The organism is Sphingobacterium lumbrici, assembly GCF_006476045.1.
Lineage (GTDB): Bacteria > Bacteroidota > Bacteroidia > Sphingobacteriales > Sphingobacteriaceae > Sphingobacterium > Sphingobacterium lumbrici.
The window spans coordinates 455,231-470,806 of record NZ_SRZY01000011.1 but is presented as its reverse complement, the minus strand read 5'-3'; the positions used below and the strand labels follow the sequence as shown (position 1 = coordinate 470,806).

Annotated in this window: 16 protein-coding genes; 2 read left to right on the top strand and 14 right to left on the bottom strand. The window is 38.6% G+C overall.

Annotated elements, in window-relative coordinates; genetic code table 11:
* The first annotated feature begins 41 nt into the window (after positions 1-41).
* Together E4F24_RS04225 and pckA are read left to right on the top strand one after the other, a co-directional pair.
* Complete coding sequence (locus E4F24_RS04225) at positions 42-944, top strand: S66 peptidase family protein (RefSeq protein WP_140937422.1); 903 nt, start codon at positions 42-44, stop codon at positions 942-944.
* 214 nt (positions 945-1,158) lie between these two features.
* A complete protein-coding gene (gene pckA / locus E4F24_RS04220; RefSeq protein ID WP_140937421.1) occupies positions 1,159-2,772 on the top strand; it encodes a phosphoenolpyruvate carboxykinase (ATP) in 1,614 nt (537 codons plus the stop codon).
* Positions 2,773-2,803: 31 nt separating this feature from the next.
* On the opposite strand, the gene E4F24_RS04215 is transcribed toward pckA, so the two are convergent.
* The 14 genes from E4F24_RS04215 to nrfD form a co-directional block, all read right to left on the bottom strand.
* Positions 2,804-3,259, bottom strand: coding sequence for a PDZ domain-containing protein (locus E4F24_RS04215; RefSeq protein WP_140937420.1), 456 nt, complete (start codon positions 3,257-3,259; stop codon positions 2,804-2,806).
* 65 nt (positions 3,260-3,324) lie between these two features.
* The gene (locus tag E4F24_RS04210) at positions 3,325-3,858 is read right to left on the bottom strand and encodes a DUF420 domain-containing protein (RefSeq protein ID WP_235891143.1); all 534 of its coding nucleotides are present in this window, start codon (positions 3,856-3,858) and stop codon (positions 3,325-3,327) included.
* Between the two features lie 8 nt (positions 3,859-3,866).
* On the bottom strand, positions 3,867-4,589 hold the full coding sequence (locus tag E4F24_RS04205) for an SCO family protein (RefSeq protein ID WP_140937418.1): 723 nt from the start codon (positions 4,587-4,589) through the stop codon (positions 3,867-3,869).
* A 5-nt stretch (positions 4,590-4,594) separates the two neighbouring features.
* Complete coding sequence (locus E4F24_RS04200) at positions 4,595-4,972, bottom strand: cytochrome C oxidase subunit IV family protein (protein WP_140937416.1); 378 nt, start codon at positions 4,970-4,972, stop codon at positions 4,595-4,597.
* A 105-nt stretch (positions 4,973-5,077) separates the two neighbouring features.
* Positions 5,078-5,815: a cytochrome c oxidase subunit 3 gene (locus E4F24_RS04195; protein ID WP_140937414.1), complete on the bottom strand. Its 738-nt coding sequence runs from the start codon at positions 5,813-5,815 to the stop codon at positions 5,078-5,080.
* A 9-nt stretch (positions 5,816-5,824) separates the two neighbouring features.
* A complete protein-coding gene (locus E4F24_RS04190; RefSeq protein WP_140937412.1) occupies positions 5,825-6,409 on the bottom strand; it encodes a cytochrome c oxidase subunit 3 in 585 nt (194 codons plus the stop codon).
* Between the two features lie 8 nt (positions 6,410-6,417).
* A complete protein-coding gene (gene cyoE / locus E4F24_RS04185; RefSeq protein WP_140937410.1) occupies positions 6,418-7,323 on the bottom strand; it encodes a heme o synthase in 906 nt (301 codons plus the stop codon).
* Positions 7,324-7,353: 30 nt separating this feature from the next.
* Positions 7,354-8,397 (bottom strand): COX15/CtaA family protein, encoded by a 1,044-nt coding sequence (locus tag E4F24_RS04180; RefSeq protein WP_140937409.1) that lies wholly within the window; start codon positions 8,395-8,397, stop codon positions 7,354-7,356.
* A 20-nt stretch (positions 8,398-8,417) separates the two neighbouring features.
* Positions 8,418-10,292, bottom strand: coding sequence for a cytochrome c oxidase subunit I (locus E4F24_RS04175; RefSeq protein WP_181182358.1), 1,875 nt, complete (start codon positions 10,290-10,292; stop codon positions 8,418-8,420).
* A gap of 27 nt (positions 10,293-10,319) precedes the next feature.
* On the bottom strand, positions 10,320-11,618 hold the full coding sequence (locus E4F24_RS04170; protein WP_140937406.1) for a cytochrome c oxidase subunit II: 1,299 nt from the start codon (positions 11,616-11,618) through the stop codon (positions 10,320-10,322).
* A gap of 39 nt (positions 11,619-11,657) precedes the next feature.
* A complete protein-coding gene (locus tag E4F24_RS04165) occupies positions 11,658-12,893 on the bottom strand; it encodes a quinol:cytochrome C oxidoreductase (protein ID WP_140937405.1) in 1,236 nt (411 codons plus the stop codon).
* Positions 12,894-12,912: 19 nt separating this feature from the next.
* Positions 12,913-13,542 carry a c-type cytochrome gene (locus E4F24_RS04160; RefSeq protein WP_317130734.1) on the bottom strand — a complete coding sequence of 210 codons (630 nt, stop codon included), beginning with the start codon at positions 13,540-13,542 and terminating at the stop codon, positions 12,913-12,915.
* Positions 13,535-14,071 (bottom strand): DUF3341 domain-containing protein, encoded by a 537-nt coding sequence (locus E4F24_RS04155; protein ID WP_140937403.1) that lies wholly within the window; start codon positions 14,069-14,071, stop codon positions 13,535-13,537. Before E4F24_RS04155 ends, E4F24_RS04160 begins: the two co-directional genes overlap by 8 nt.
* A gap of 6 nt (positions 14,072-14,077) precedes the next feature.
* Positions 14,078-15,562, bottom strand: coding sequence for an NrfD/PsrC family molybdoenzyme membrane anchor subunit (nrfD, locus tag E4F24_RS04150; protein ID WP_140937402.1), 1,485 nt, complete (start codon positions 15,560-15,562; stop codon positions 14,078-14,080).
* Positions 15,563-15,576 lie beyond the last annotated feature (14 nt).

Here is a 15,576-nt window from a genome sequence, read left to right as displayed (position 1 = left end):
AATAGACATTTTTTTTTTGACACGATAATACAAATTTAAACATGAAGATCCCCCCATATCTACAGCCCGGTGATAAAGTAGCCGTTGTATGTCCGGCAAGCTATATAAAAGGAGATATTGAGATAGGCGTAAAAACCTTAGAAAGTTGGGGATTAACGGTTCAGATCGGCTCCTCTGTTACATCGCAATTTCATCAGTTTGCCGGTGAAGATAGCCTGCGTGCCAGCGATCTCCAGCAAGCGCTGGATAACCCTGAAATTAAAGCAATAATAGCTGGCCGGGGCGGATATGGTTCTGTTCGAATTATTGATAATTTGGACTTCAACCAATTCACAGCTAATCCGAAATGGCTGGTAGGCTTTAGTGACATTACCGTTATTCACAGTCACATTCAGCGTCAGTTTGGCATTCCTACCATCCATGGACAGATGGCAAAATCTTTCGCAGATTCAACTTTTGAAGCGCTTGAAACACTTAAAAACGCACTTTTTGGAAAACCTATGGATATCACGTACGCAAACAACGATTTTCCGAATCGTTCCGGAGAGAGCGAGGGTATTCTCATCGGAGGAAACTTAGCCATACTACAAAGTATCCTTGCTTCAGTGTCGGATGCCAAATACGATGGTAAGATTCTTTTTATTGAAGATGTGGGTGAATCTCATTATAATGTAGACCGCATGCTGTGGACATTAAAAAGAGCTGATAAATTCAACAATTTAAAAGGTCTTATTGTGGGAGGCTTTACGTCATTGCGGGATAGTGAGCCACCGTTTGGACAGCGTTTTGAGGAAATCATTATGGACAAGGTCAACGAATTCGATTTCCCTATCGCATTCGGATTCCCAGCAGGTCATATTACAGACAATAGGGCGTTAGTATTGGGGGGCAAAATAAAGCTTAATGTCGAGGGGACAAAAGTGTCTTTGACGTACCTATCTTAGTAATGGTGGCTCAAAAAACACCATTATCAGTCAATATCCAATTAATATTCTTTCAAATATTCACTATAAACGCAACGAAAAAATCAAAAGATATTACCAATATAATAAAATAAATCACAAAAAACAATATATAAAAATTATATTTACAAAAATATACATTATTTATTTTCATTTTAATATTGTCCTTACCTTAGCTTCGTAAATTATGACATATATGGAGCTACTAGAATTAGGAACAAAAAGTCCATCCATTGACATTACTCATTTGGGCCTATTATCGAATAAGATAAACTGGAACCTAGATCGAAGCACACTCACTCAACAAACACTGAAGCTTGGTCAAGGAAAATTAAACGATACAGGTGCATTATGTGTCAGTACCGGAAAATTTACCGGAAGATCCCCGAAAGATAAATTTATTGTAAAGGATTCATATACAGAAAACACGATCGATTGGGGAGATATCAACATTCCGATTTCAGAACACACCTTTGATCATCTCTATACCAAGATGATTGATTTCTTAACAAAAAAAGAAATTTGGATAAGAAATTGCTTTGCGGGAGCACATCCTGATTTCAGATTGAATGTGACAGTAATCAATACCACACCATGGGCAAATCTCTTTTGCAGTAATCTTTTTATTGTACCCACGGCAGAAGAAATACACAATTTTAAACAGGAATGGTTGATTCTTCAAATTCCAGAATTCCTAGCAGACCCTAACATAGACGGAACCAGACAAGAAAATTTCACAATCGTCAACTTCAGCAAAAAAATAATATTGATTGGGGGATCCGCATATACCGGAGAAATAAAAAAAGGGATATTCAGTGTATTGAACTTCATTCTTCCTTATCACCACAACGTTTTGCCCATGCACTGTTCGGCTAACGAAGGAAAAGCAGAAGACGTTGCTTTATTTTTTGGGCTCAGTGGTACTGGAAAAACTACGTTGTCGGCCGATTCAAATAGGTCACTTATCGGTGATGATGAACATGGTTGGGCCGATGGATCAATTTTCAACTTTGAAGGAGGGTGCTATGCCAAATGTATAGACCTCAGTGCCGAGAAAGAACCCGAAATATTTGCTGCTGTAAAAGAGCATACATTATTGGAAAACACTTCCTTTTTCCCTAATTCTAATATTGTTAACTATACAGACTCCAGTATCACCGAAAACACCCGCGCGGCGTATCCGATCGAATATATTACAAATGCGAAAAATCCCTCGTTAGGAGGAAATCCAAAGAACATATTCTTCTTGACCTGTGATGCATTCGGTATTTTACCGCCAATATCCAAATTAACGAAGGAACAGGCAATGTATCATTTTATATCGGGTTATACCGCTAAAGTAGCAGGGACGGAGATCGGCATAATAGAACCTCAAACAACATTTTCAGCGTGTTTTGGAAGAGTATTTTTGCCGCTACATCCCATAAAATATGCTGAACTTCTAGGCGAAAAGCTAGAGAAGCATCCCGATGTGAACGTATGGCTGATTAATACCGGATGGACAGGTGGACCTTACGGTATAGGAAAACGCATTAGCCTCAAATACACACGTGCTATGATAAACGCAGCAATAAATGGAGATCTGGATAAGGTAGAATATTTACCTCATGTGGTATTCGGTGTATTAAAACCTCAATCTTGTCCAGGTGTACCTAGTGAGTACCTTAATCCAAGAAACACATGGGAAAATACGGAGGCGTATGATCAACGCGCCTTATCACTCGCTCAATTGTTTGTAAATAACTTCAAACAATTTGAAGATAGGGCTAGCGATGAGATTCTATCCGCAGCTCCAAAAACAGTACTATAAAAAAGGGTTGGTTTTTAAAAACCAACCCTTTTTAAAAGACCTTGCTATGCCAACTATCTTGAAAAGGAATCTCCCAATTGGACTCCAGTTCAGATGCATTCGTCAGAATATTGTTGAACACGATAGTTTGCGAATGAACTATTCCCGATTTGATCAATTCTTCAAAAACGGAACGATCCACCAATTGAATCGCATGTGCCTCGTCGCGATAGGCTATCTTTAATCTATCAAAGAAGTTAACGTTAAATTCCTCTTCCAGCGATTTTATAAAATGAACCGATTTATCTATGGAACAACCTGTTACCCCAGCCTGCTCTTCATCGACTTCAAGAATCAGAAATAAATTATGTTTTAGATACCCTTTTCCTGCCAAAGCACTGCCGTGAGCTGTCCAGGAAGAAATAAACGGCCCCACCCTTTCCATAATCTGAGCACTTTCATCTGGCGAAAGAATCCTATCCGTCTGATATATCCAAATCTTTTTCATTTTTAAAAGTTAAAAAGTTATAAGGTGATAAAGTTATAGAGCTAGAAAGTTAGGAAGACAACTAGCTAACTATAATACGGAGAAATCATCATATATACAATTACCCCGGTAACCGCTACATAAAGCCACATCGGATACGTGATCCGTGCTAATTTTTTATGCCTTTCATAAGCACCTGCTATCCCTCTTACAAAAGTAAACAAAACAAAAGGGATAATAATTATGGATAGTAAGATATGTGTTATCAATATAAAGAAATACACATACCGAATAAAACCCTCGCCTCCATAAGAGGTAGAATCCGACGTCATGTGGTAAGCTACATACATGATCAGGAATAGAGACGAACAAACCATACAAAGCTTAATCAATCCCTCATGTAATTTAACGTTGCCTTTTTTTATGGCTGATATGGCCCATACCAAGAGTACTGCCGTCAAGCCATTAATAGATGCGTAAATAGGAGGCAAGAAAGAAAGTGGTTCCACATCATATCCCAACTTTCTTAAGTTGACGCCAAATAGGGCCGCTACTGCCAATGGAATTACAATCGATAAGGTCCAAATCCAGCCCTTATATTTCTTTTCTTCTTCTGTCATTGCCATTTTTATCTCTTCTCTACTTTTAATGGGTTATTTCTTATTTCCTCTACCAATTGAAGCTTTATTTCGTCTTCTAGCCTGTCCACCTCTGTTTTGAGGTTTATGTCGTAAAAACCTCTTATGCGACGTTGTGAATCTATCAACAGGTAATTATTACTGATGACAAACGCATTCGTATCAGCTGGGTTTCGCATGGCATCAATCAACATTTCCTCACGTGCATATCTCAACATATCAGTATGAGAGGCACTCACTGCATTCCAATATTTACCAATCAATGTATCATAAGGTCGCACATAATTTTTCAAACTTTCGGGATTGTCCTGCGGATCCACAGAAACAGACAGCAGCCGCAAGGAAGAATTATTTTTAAACCTATTCGCAATAGCATAAAGATTATCCATCATGCCGCGAGACAATGTCGTATCCTTAGTATAAAAAAGATGCACTACCGTAATCACGGTATCCGACGCCAAAAAATGTATAGAATCGCCTTCGCTATTTATAAAATCGATGGGGGCTAACTGATGATAAGTTGTGTCCGGAATCTCTCTTCCCATTTTTCTATTCATCTTTCCAGAAAGCGACTTTTCGCCATAGATGGGCAACTTTACGTATTCATTAGACCCGATACGATTGAGCAATAAATATAAAAATCCTGGCACCAATAAAACAATGGCCAGGATAATTACTTTTGAAAAGTTCCTTTTTTGAGTAGTATTACTCATTCAGTCTATTTATTTGGATACAGTGGATGATCTTGAAACGCACCTAACAAAAAGTCACCTTCAATTAACATCAGTACAATAAAATAGATAATAAAAAGAAATACTATCGAACAACAGACTATAAAACTGGATTTCTCAAACTTTAAGTGCATGAAGAACGCAACAATATAGAATGCCTTCACTAATGTAAGAATGATGTAGATTACAGTTACTAAAGTTCCCTTTTGTAGGATTCCCCAATGGTGAACGAAGCCCAATGCAATTAAAAACTCTAATGCTGTTAATGCCAACAGTACAAAGAATACAGACCAAATTCTTTTTTTGTCCATTCCATCCTCATGCGCGTGCGCATCATGTGTAGCAATATGATCGTGATTAGCCATCTTTTTTAGTATTAAGTATTGAGTATTAAATATCGAGTATTCTTAGCCGATACTCCATACAACACCTATTTTTTTTAATTTTTACCTTTTATTATATTTTACAAGTTAGATTAGGTAGAAGAAAGTAAATACAAATACCCACACTAAATCCACAAAGTGCCAGTACAAACCAACTTTTTCGACCATCAAATACGTACCTCTTCTTTCAAATGTATTATTGAGTGTCATACTCAAAATAATTATATTTAAAAGGATACCGATAGACACGTGGAATCCGTGAAACCCGGTAATGGTAAAGAACAAGTTCGAAAATTGCAATGCTGCGGTATACGATATATCATTTGTGAAATAAGGTCGCAATGCGTCTGCTATAGCAAGATCTCCATCTAAACCCGTTGCCGGATTGCGTCCAAACCAAAATCCCTGATGATGTAAGTGAGTCCATTCGATAGCCTGACAGCCAACAAACAACAAACCTCCTAAAATCGTCCATAACATCCATTTAACAACCTCATGTTTGGAATTACGATGTCCTGCTTCTACCGCTAACACCATAGTTACCGAAGACATAATCAAGATAAAGGTCATGATACCTACGAACACCAAAGGTTGTCCGGATTCGGCAATGCCCGGAATAGATTGGAACACTTTATCCGCATCAATCCATGTAGGTTGTGCAAATTTCTGCGCGCCATAATAAATTAGGAAGGCAGAAAATGTAAATGCGTCCGACACTAAGAAAAACCACATCATGATTTTTCCATACTCTAGGTTCCAAGGAGACTTGCCACCGTTCCACGGTCCGTCTTTTACCTTATCCAATTGCGATACAGTTGTACTCATTGTTTACTATTATTGATTCAAAAGTAAGAAAACATAAATATAAATCCATAAAAGATCTAGAAAATGCCAAAAAATTGCGCCCAGATCCATCCGAAAAACATTGTAATCATGTGCTATGGGCTTCACAGCTCCAATATAACACCGCAATAAAACAATGATTCCCGCTATAATGTGTGCTAAGTGCAATCCTGTAAATATGTATATAAAAGATTGCGAAGCATTATTGTTAATAAAATAAATCCCTCTCTCGGTCAGAATTCCCCATGCTTTCAATTGCAGCACAAAAAAAACAAGTCCCAAAGCCAAAGTAAATATCAGCAAAGATTTCTGTCTAACCAAGTTACCCGTCTTTGCAGCCTGAAAAGCGAAATGTATAGTCACACTACTCAAGATAATTGCTACCGTACTATATATAAATGCATGTGGCAAAATAGTCTTGATACCTTTATCAACGCCACTCGCTGTGTATACAATGAACCCACTAGACAAAGCAGCAAACATCATAAACATACCTATCAAGCCTAACCAAAGACTAAACTTCTTTGCCTTTCGTGTACGTAATAAATCAGCTATTACCAATTCTTTGTTTTCCATCAATTTTATTATAAAGGAATAAAGTCAAATAACAGTATAAATTGCGTTAATGGCAAATACAAAAACGATGTATACATTACTCTCTTTGCAGAAGCATCCGTCTTTTCGATCATATGCTTATATCCATACCATGTAAAAAGAAGTCCGCCGATTACCGACACAATGGTAAATACCCAACCTCCAAAGCCATAATACATCGGCAAAAATCCAGCAGGCACCATCAACAAGCTTGAAAAGAAAATCATAAAAGCAGATATGTTATCTTTCTTTGTTGTAGGTAGCAAATGAATACCAGCATTACTATAATCTTCTTCTGCTACCCATGCAATAGCCCAAAAGTGCGGAAATTGCCATAAAAACTGAATGCCAAATAACACCAACGGGATAATAACAATCGCTGCCTCGCTTACTTCGGCGTATGCCAATCCGAATCCTGCAGACTGAAATGCAGCATAATAACCGATCAATGGGGGTAATGCTCCCGGAAATGCACCTACAAAAACTGCAATAGGTGATTTCTGTTTTAATGGAGTATACACAAAGGCATATAGAAATATTGAAAAAACAGATAATAAGCCCGCAACAAAATTTAACTGTACCAATACCAACGTGCCCGTTATGCCCATTAAAAGACTAAGTACCAAAGCTTGCCCCGTATTCATCCGACCCGAGGGTAACGGACGATCCATCGTTCTTTTCATCAGCCTGTCTATATCCTTCTCAATGATCTCGTTAAAACCATTTGCTGCACCGGTAACCAAGAACCCACCGATTGTAAGCATAAGCCAATTGAACCACATAATATCACCCTGTTGCTTCGCTCCTATCAAGAATGAGATAGATGCAGAAAAAACAACAGTTAACGTCAAACGCAATTTAACTAGTTTGTTAAAATCTGAAATAAAAGCTTTCATTTAATACGACATCTCCAAAATCTACCTAACCTATCTTTTCAATTTTGTCATCAGAAGCATTAAATAATATTGTGCTCCGAAAAACAAACTAGCAATTACTAAATGTGTTGTCTGCGCAAATGCGGGCACATTAAAATGAGCCATAATAAGACCTGACAACATTTGTAAACATACCAAGAACAACACAATCCAAGCATATTTACTTTGTAATGATAGGCGACTAAATCTATTCTTCACTAAAAAGAAAAACAGAATTGTAACCGCCAATGTGATATAAGAAAGAATACGATGAACATCATAATTCCGTCCGATAGCATCGATCCACTCCGATCTTGATACGCCTTGATCATTCAAATGATCTATCATTTCTCTCACTTCTGTACCATATACCACTTGAACCAATGTAATGACAATAGAAATGACAGCTACAACTTTAACACTAGCATACTGATAATTCACCAATATGGTTTTGTTTCTTAGTGTCGTTGCCATATAAAACGTATAAATACTTATCGCAACTATAATCAACGCCAACAACATGTGTACAGTAATAATCCAAGGCATCAAATTTGTGGAAACGACTATAGAGCCTAACCAAGCCTGTATAACTACTGCAAAAAGATTAAGAACGCTCCATATCAATATGGATGGCTTCGTTTTTATATAAGTAAATGAAAAAAGAGCACAAAACAGAAGGCAAAAACCAGCAATAACTCCTGCAAGCCGATTAATATATTCGGTCCAAGTCTTGGCAGCATTAAACTCTTCGTGAATTAATATCGACTTATCATTCCGAATCCGATCAGCCATCTCCGCAGAACCAAAGAAATCCACCATCTTTGCAAAACGTTGATTCTTAGCAGCCCTTCCGGCAATGTATTCCTCTTCATAACCCTCGGGCAATTGAGAAACATCGCTGGGAGGAATGACCTGATTGAAACATTTAGGCCAATCCGGACATCCCATCCCGGAACCTGTACTTCTTACTATCCCACCCGCTGTGATCACGAGAAATAAGACAATGATCGTAACCCTGTTTATTTTGACAAATCGCTTCTCACTACTAGGGTACATACCTTCTTTTGCTTTATTTCTTACTCTTCTACCGATCTATTATTTTCCTTATTCCATTCTCTTTGTATTGCAATAGCCTCTTCATCGCCTTCGAAATCGTGATACGAATTAGAGCTCATCGTCTGAGAATATGGTACGACCTGAGAGATAAAATCCTCATCGTGACCTGGTTTACTATAGTCGTATGGCCAACGGTGTACGGCAGGAATTTCACCAGGCCAGTTTCCATGAATATGCTCTACCGGTGTAGTCCATTCTAATGTATTTGACTTCCATGGATTTTGTGTCGCCTTTTTACCTCTCCAAATCGATCCGAAGAAATTAACCAAAAATGCAACCTGTCCTAAACCAGCAACAATAGCAGCCCAGGTAACAAGAATATTAACTGAAACCCATTTTTCCATAAATGGAAATTCGGTGAACGCGTAATAACGACGAGGCACACCATCAATACCCATGAAGTGCATCGGGAAGAATACCAAATAAGCCCCCAGGAATGTTAACCAAAAATGCAGATATCCCAATTTTGTATTCATCATACGACCAAACATCTTAGGATACCAGTGATATACCCCACACAGCATACCAAAGATTGATGCCGACCCCATTACCAAGTGAAAGTGGGCAACGACAAAATACGTATCGTGTAAATTAATATCTAAGGCTGCATTACCCAAGAAAATACCGGTAACACCACCCGACACAAAAAACGAAACCATACCGATTGCAAACAGCATAGCAGGTGTAAAACGAATATTACCTCTCCATAATGTAGCAATATAGTTAAACGCCTTAACCGCCGAAGGAACCGCTATAATCAAGGTCGTAATCATAAACACACCACCTAAGAATGGATTCATACCTGTTACAAACATGTGGTGTCCCCATACGATAAATGATAAAACGGTAATACCGACTAACGAATAAACCATCGCGTGATAACCGAAGATCGGCTTACGGGAGTTTGTAGAAATCACTTCAGACGTTAAACCTAAAGCAGGCATAACGACAATATATACCTCTGGGTGACCCAAGAACCAAAATAAGTGTTGGAATAAAATAGGTGACCCACCTTCATTCGGTAGAATCTGTCCTTGAACGACTAAATCAGACAAGTAAAATGATGTACCGAATGAACGATCAAAAATCAATAATACAACAGCAGATACTAAGACAGGGAATGATAACAAACCTACAATAGCTGTTAAGAAAAACGACCAGATAGTTAGTGGCATTCTCCACAAGTCCATCCCTTTTGTACGCATATTCAATATTGTACTGATGTAGTTAACCCCACCCAATACCTGCGAAGCAATAAACAAGGTCATACTGATCAACCACAATGTCATCCCCATTCCGGATCCCGAAATAGAAGTCGGAACAGCAGACAACGGCGGATAAATAGTCCATCCTGCTGATGCAGGTCCACTTTCTACGAAGAAAGAGCCGATCATGATAACACAGGCCACAAAGAAGAACCAATAAGATAACATGTTCATCAGTGGAGACGCCATATCACGTGCACCGATTTGATAGGGAATCAACAAGTTACTGAACGTACCAGATAAACCCGCGGTTAATACAAAGAAAACCATCATTGTACCGTGAATGGTAACTAGGGAAAGAAAAAACTCCGGCTTAATACGACCACCTTCAGCCCACTTACCTAAAAACACTTCCAAAATAGGAAAATCCTTATCTGGCCATGCTAATTGAATACGAAACAATATAGATAACAACATGGCAAAAACTGCCATAATAATACCTGTGATCAAGAATTGCTTAGCAATCATCTTATGATCTTGGCTAAATATATACTTAGTCAAGAATGTCTCATGATGGTGATCATGTGAACCGTGATGTGCTGCGTCGTGCGATATAACTGTACTAGACATATTCTATTGTAAAAAATCTTTGTTCTATTAATTTAATGAAGCCGTAGTGATACCCTCAATTTCTATATTTTGCTGTGCAAATTCCTTTTGCAAATCTTCCGTAAAATATTTGCCCTGTGTGCTCAACCATTGCTTATACTCAGCTTCGGTGACAACCACAACTTTCTTTTGCATGTTATAATGAGCTGACCCACAAATTTTATTACACAACATGACATAGTCATATTTCGGATCATTCATACGATCCCGCATTTCTTCTGTAGTGACCGTTGGTGTGAATTGGAAATAATTAGTCATACCCGGTACCGCATTAATCTGAACACGAAAATCCGGAATATAAAACGAGTGAATAATATCTTTAGAAATGATGTGGAAACGTACTGATCTTCCAACTGGTAATACAATATGTTCACCGGAAATATCATCCCAAGAATTCTTATCGTTAAAATCAATACCATAAGGATTCTCCGCCGTCGTCAATTTATAATTACGTTTACCCATTTCACCATCAGTTCCCGGGTACCTCACGCGCCACATGAATTGCTCGCCTAAGACCTCCACCTGAAGTGCTGATTTCTGCAGGTCTTCCGGAATACTCGTAATGGATCTCCAAGTAAAAAAACCAAACAATACCAATACCGTCAACACAATAGCAGGTACAACAGTCCATATTTTTTCAACGGTATCGTTATGTGGATAAAAATATGCCTTACGGTTGGCACGCATTCGATAGATATAGGCGAATGATAATAACAAAATATGCACAACAATCATGACAAAAGTCGTAATAACTAATGTAATGATAAACATGGTATCGATCTTTTCACCATGCTCTGTAACCGCGTCTCTCCAAGACCAATCTCCCCATACGGTATATGAATAGTACACTCCCCACAAGAAAAAGATTAAAAACAGCAACAATAGCACCGCTTGCAAGGTATTATTTGCGAGCGGGTTATATTTACCATTCATTTTACGGGTTAATTCGTAGATGGAAATAACCTTACCGATTACGGCTATAACCGTACAGATAACCAAGAATAATAAAACATAATAGAAAAAGTCTTTATAAACTTGTGGATCTATTTGTTTCAACTCTACTGCAGCCGTACCTGTGCTAACCACCTCGCTTGTTGATGAGGCAGCAATTACCGTATCAGCCTCAACTGCTTCAACACCTACTGACACGGATGTCTCCTCAACTGCTATAGTATCCACTACAACAGCATCTTGTTGATAAGCTAAAACGGGTGCAGCAAAAAATAAGCTGATTAGTAGTAGACAACCCAATATGGATTTGAATCTGTTATTTATTTTTAACTTCATGTCTTAAAAACGTTTGAACGTAACTCCTTTTTCTTGCTATTAAATTTGGTGATGTAAACTTTCATCTAAGAACGGATGATTCTTGGCTGCCAACGGATGTTTGCTTAATTTATTCATCACTAAGAAGATAAAAATCCCCATAAACCCTATAGCTGTACCTACTTCAATGAATCCAAACCCTCTGTGTGTTTCCACCGTACCTGGCATGATCATAATGTAATAGTCTAACCAGTGTCCTAATAATAATAGAATACATACGCACATCATCACATTAAGTCTACGTTTTGCATCCCTATCTACCAATAATAGCAAAGGAGCCACAAAGTTAATGATTATATTGATCCAAAACCACGGTTTGTATTCCGGCTCCCAACGTTTGTAAAAATACACTGTTTCTTCAGGAATGTTCGCGTACCAAATCAACATAAATTGTGCGAACCATACGTAAGTCCAAAATATAGAGAATCCGAAAATCAATTTACCTAAATCGTGTAGATGATTTTCATTAACCCAAGACATATAACCGCCTTTCTTCAAAAAGATCAAGATCAGCGCAATCACACACAGCCCACTTACCCACATTGCGGCAAAATTGTACCAACCAAACATCGTAGAGAACCAATGTGCCTCTAACGACATAATCGTATCAAATGACCAAATCGGTGTTGTGAAACCAAATATGACTAAAAATATAGCCGACAATTTAAAGCTCTGTTTGTATGATTTTAAACCTCCTGCCAAATCTTCATTGTAAGAAAGTTTAGCCAATATGACAGCAAATATACTGTATAAGCCCATGAAAATAATCTGACGAGCCAAAAACCAAGGCATATTTAAATAACTTGCTTTACCTGCGACCAAAGCATCATAATTAGGACTGTTTGGATCGATCAATCCTTCTGCATGCCAATGATGATACAAATTATGTGTCGATAAGCCTAAGGCTATAATAATAAACAATATAATAGAGGCTATCGGCAAAATGCTTGCCATTGCCTGAGGAATACGGATTAATCCGGCAGACCATCCTGACTGAGTTACCATTTGCAATGCTACGAAGAAAGCTCCCGCAGCACACACGCAAGTAAAATAATAACCCATCAATAAAAGGTTAGCATAAGTGCGCTCAACTATGATGTGATCACTAGATAACACACCCAGTGCGACTGCAACAATTCCCACAACGATAGCAACTAAACTGAGTACCTTCGCGGTACCTGCAAATTTATATTGCTCGCTGAAATTATAATCGTGATGATGACTGTGAGTTCCCATTTATAAAATCGATGTTAGATTATTTTTTTTGTAATTCTTGTACGTACATTACTACTTTCCAGCGTTCCTCTGGATTCAATTGAGAGGCATGAGATCCCATGGCATTCAATCCGTAATAAATAGTATGATAAATTTTCCCTGCTGTCAAATCACTCATAGCACCTCCTCTGGAAGATACCGATCCGGTAGACTTAGCATAGGACGGTGGCGGAGGAAAATTCTCTAATTGACGTTTACCTCTTGAGTCTTCCACAAAACGATCCTTCGTAATCGCACCGTCTCCTTTACCATCAGCACCATGACACATTGCACAGTTTACTAAAAACAAATGCTCCCCTTGTGCCAAGTTTTCTTTTGTTGCTGCTAAAGGGTTCGTTAGTTCAACCCCTGCTCGTTGATAATCTTCCAGCGTATTTGCAAATTCAAACCGTTCAAAACCAATCGGTGTAGTTCCGGCAGGTGGAGTTTGTGCAGTCTGGTTATTTTTAAAATTATTATTTGGCTGATCCGGATTGTAAGCAATCGGGTCATACATATTGCGCGAAAATTCCCAACCTGCGTCGCGTGTAGTCCCATCGCCACAGGCAGAAACAACTGCTGCTAATGCGACAGCTACACATACAGTTCCAAGAAAATTCTTCTTATTCATAACTAACATATTTTCTGTCATTGTATTTAACTTCTACTGCTCCAGCTTCCTTCAACAAATTATCTATCAAAGCATGGTCCGCATTTTCATTCGCATCTATCGCTATAATAAAACGATCATCCGTTGCTCTTAAATCCATTACACGAGGTGTACGTCCGGGAAATAGATGATTACGGAAGAAAAAAGTCGCCACCATACCCAAAGCACACAGTAAGATGGTTACCTCAAATGTAACCGGCACAAAGTTTGGCAACGGCAATGATGGTTTACCACCAATATTCATCGGCCAATCGTAAGCCATAGTATAATATAGCAAGCTAAATCCCAACACGGTACCTGTAGCTCCGAAAATAAAAGCAGCGATAGGTAAACGTGAAGGCTTAACGCCCAATTTTGCTTCTATGCCGTGTATAGGCATAGGCGTAAAACAGTCATATATGCTAATATTACTAGCTTGTAACTTGTCAATCCCATGCATCATTTCATCTGGATCGGCAAAACTACCTAATATATATTTTGTATTGCTCATTGCTTATTAATTTCTAACGTCTAATGCCTTAATATCTTCCTCTGTAACAGAATCGTATTTACCCAAAGATTTTTTGAAAAACTCCACTTGTTCATCAGAAAATGCGCCTTCCTGAACCAATTTAGTTTTTTGCTGTAAACTTGAGCTTTTCAACAATAATTTAACCTCTGCAATTGCAATACCTGGTAAGAAACGCAAGAACAACAAGAACAAAGTAAAGAATAAACCAATCGATCCCACGAATATACCTACGTCAGTCCATGTTGGATAGAACATCGCCCACGAAGAAGGTAAGTAATCACGGTGTAATGAAGTCACGATAATGACGAAACGTTCGAACCACATACCAATATTTACGACGATAGACAACACCCATGAAATCGGAATACTTGTACGGATCTTTTTAAACCAAAACAACTGTGGTGAAATTACGTTACAGGTCATCATCGCCCAATAAGCCCATGCGTAAGGACCAGCAATACGGTTTGCAAATGCATATTGTTCATATTCCGAACCTGAATACCATGCAATGAATAATTCCGTTAAGTAAGCTACCCCAACGATGGATCCCGTTACCATGATAATCTTATTCATCGATTCAATGTGGAACATCGTGATGTAGTCCTCAAAGTTTAATACCTTACGCAGGATCAACAATAACGTTTGTACCATCGCAAAACCGGAGAAAATCGCCCCTGCAACAAAGTATGGAGGGAAGATCGTCGTGTGCCAACCCGGAATTACCGACGTTGCAAAGTCCATCGATACAATCGTGTGTACCGAAAGTACTAATGGCGTAGAAATACCTGCTAAAACCAGTGATACAATCTCAAAACGTTGCCAAGTCTTCACAGAACCATTCCATCCGAATGAAAAAATAGAATATATTTTCTGTTTAAGACCTGTAGCACGGTCACGTACTGAAGCGATATCCGGCAACAAACCGCAATACCAAAACACCAAGGATACGGTAAAGTATGTTGAGATGGCAAATGCATCCCATACTAATGGAGAGTTAAAGTTAACCCACAATGAACCAAATTGATTCGGTAATGGAAAAATCCAATAAGCCAACCACGGACGTCCCATGTGCGCTACAACGTAAGTCGCTGCACAGATTACGGCAAAGATCGTCATTGCCTCCGCAGAACGGTTAATGGAGTTACGCCAGTTTTGGCGGAATAATAATAATACGGCTGAAATCAGTGTACCCGCGTGACCGATACCTACCCACCATACAAAGTCGGTGATATCCCAAGCCCAGCCTACTGTTTTATTCAGACCCCAAGCGCCGATACCAGTCCAGAAGGTGTATCCAACACTCACAACCCATAGCATTGCTCCGCAGACAGCTACAATAAATCCTATCCACCAAGCTTTGTTTGGTTTATTTTCAACCGGAAGCAAGATATCATCAGTCACTTTAGCATAAGTGATATTCTTGCCGGTTACTAATGGTTCTCTTAATATTGATTCGTTATGCGATGACATAGTTTTTTTATTTC

What these genes read in the sequence shown, in the direction of transcription:
- E4F24_RS04225 (WP_140937422.1), top strand. Translation starts at nt 42, where the DNA reads ATGAAGATCCCCCCATATCTACAGCCCGGTGATAAAGTAGCCGTTGTA.
- pckA (WP_140937421.1), top strand. Translation starts at nt 1,159, where the DNA reads ATGGAGCTACTAGAATTAGGAACAAAAAGTCCATCCATTGACATTACT.
- E4F24_RS04215 (WP_140937420.1), bottom strand. Translation starts at nt 3,259, where the DNA reads ATGAAAAAGATTTGGATATATCAGACGGATAGGATTCTTTCGCCAGAT.
- E4F24_RS04210 (WP_235891143.1), bottom strand. Translation starts at nt 3,858, where the DNA reads ATGACAGAAGAAGAAAAGAAATATAAGGGCTGGATTTGGACCTTATCG.
- E4F24_RS04205 (WP_140937418.1), bottom strand. Translation starts at nt 4,589, where the DNA reads ATGAGTAATACTACTCAAAAAAGGAACTTTTCAAAAGTAATTATCCTG.
- E4F24_RS04200 (WP_140937416.1), bottom strand. Translation starts at nt 4,972, where the DNA reads ATGGCTAATCACGATCATATTGCTACACATGATGCGCACGCGCATGAG.
- E4F24_RS04195 (WP_140937414.1), bottom strand. Translation starts at nt 5,815, where the DNA reads ATGAGTACAACTGTATCGCAATTGGATAAGGTAAAAGACGGACCGTGG.
- E4F24_RS04190 (WP_140937412.1), bottom strand. Translation starts at nt 6,409, where the DNA reads ATGGAAAACAAAGAATTGGTAATAGCTGATTTATTACGTACACGAAAG.
- cyoE (WP_140937410.1), bottom strand. Translation starts at nt 7,323, where the DNA reads ATGAAAGCTTTTATTTCAGATTTTAACAAACTAGTTAAATTGCGTTTG.
- E4F24_RS04180 (WP_140937409.1), bottom strand. Translation starts at nt 8,397, where the DNA reads ATGTACCCTAGTAGTGAGAAGCGATTTGTCAAAATAAACAGGGTTACG.
- E4F24_RS04175 (WP_181182358.1), bottom strand. Translation starts at nt 10,292, where the DNA reads ATGTCTAGTACAGTTATATCGCACGACGCAGCACATCACGGTTCACAT.
- E4F24_RS04170 (WP_140937406.1), bottom strand. Translation starts at nt 11,618, where the DNA reads ATGAAGTTAAAAATAAATAACAGATTCAAATCCATATTGGGTTGTCTA.
- E4F24_RS04165 (WP_140937405.1), bottom strand. Translation starts at nt 12,893, where the DNA reads ATGGGAACTCACAGTCATCATCACGATTATAATTTCAGCGAGCAATAT.
- E4F24_RS04160 (WP_317130734.1), bottom strand. Translation starts at nt 13,542, where the DNA reads ATGAATAAGAAGAATTTTCTTGGAACTGTATGTGTAGCTGTCGCATTA.
- E4F24_RS04155 (WP_140937403.1), bottom strand. Translation starts at nt 14,071, where the DNA reads ATGAGCAATACAAAATATATATTAGGTAGTTTTGCCGATCCAGATGAA.
- nrfD (WP_140937402.1), bottom strand. Translation starts at nt 15,562, where the DNA reads ATGTCATCGCATAACGAATCAATATTAAGAGAACCATTAGTAACCGGC.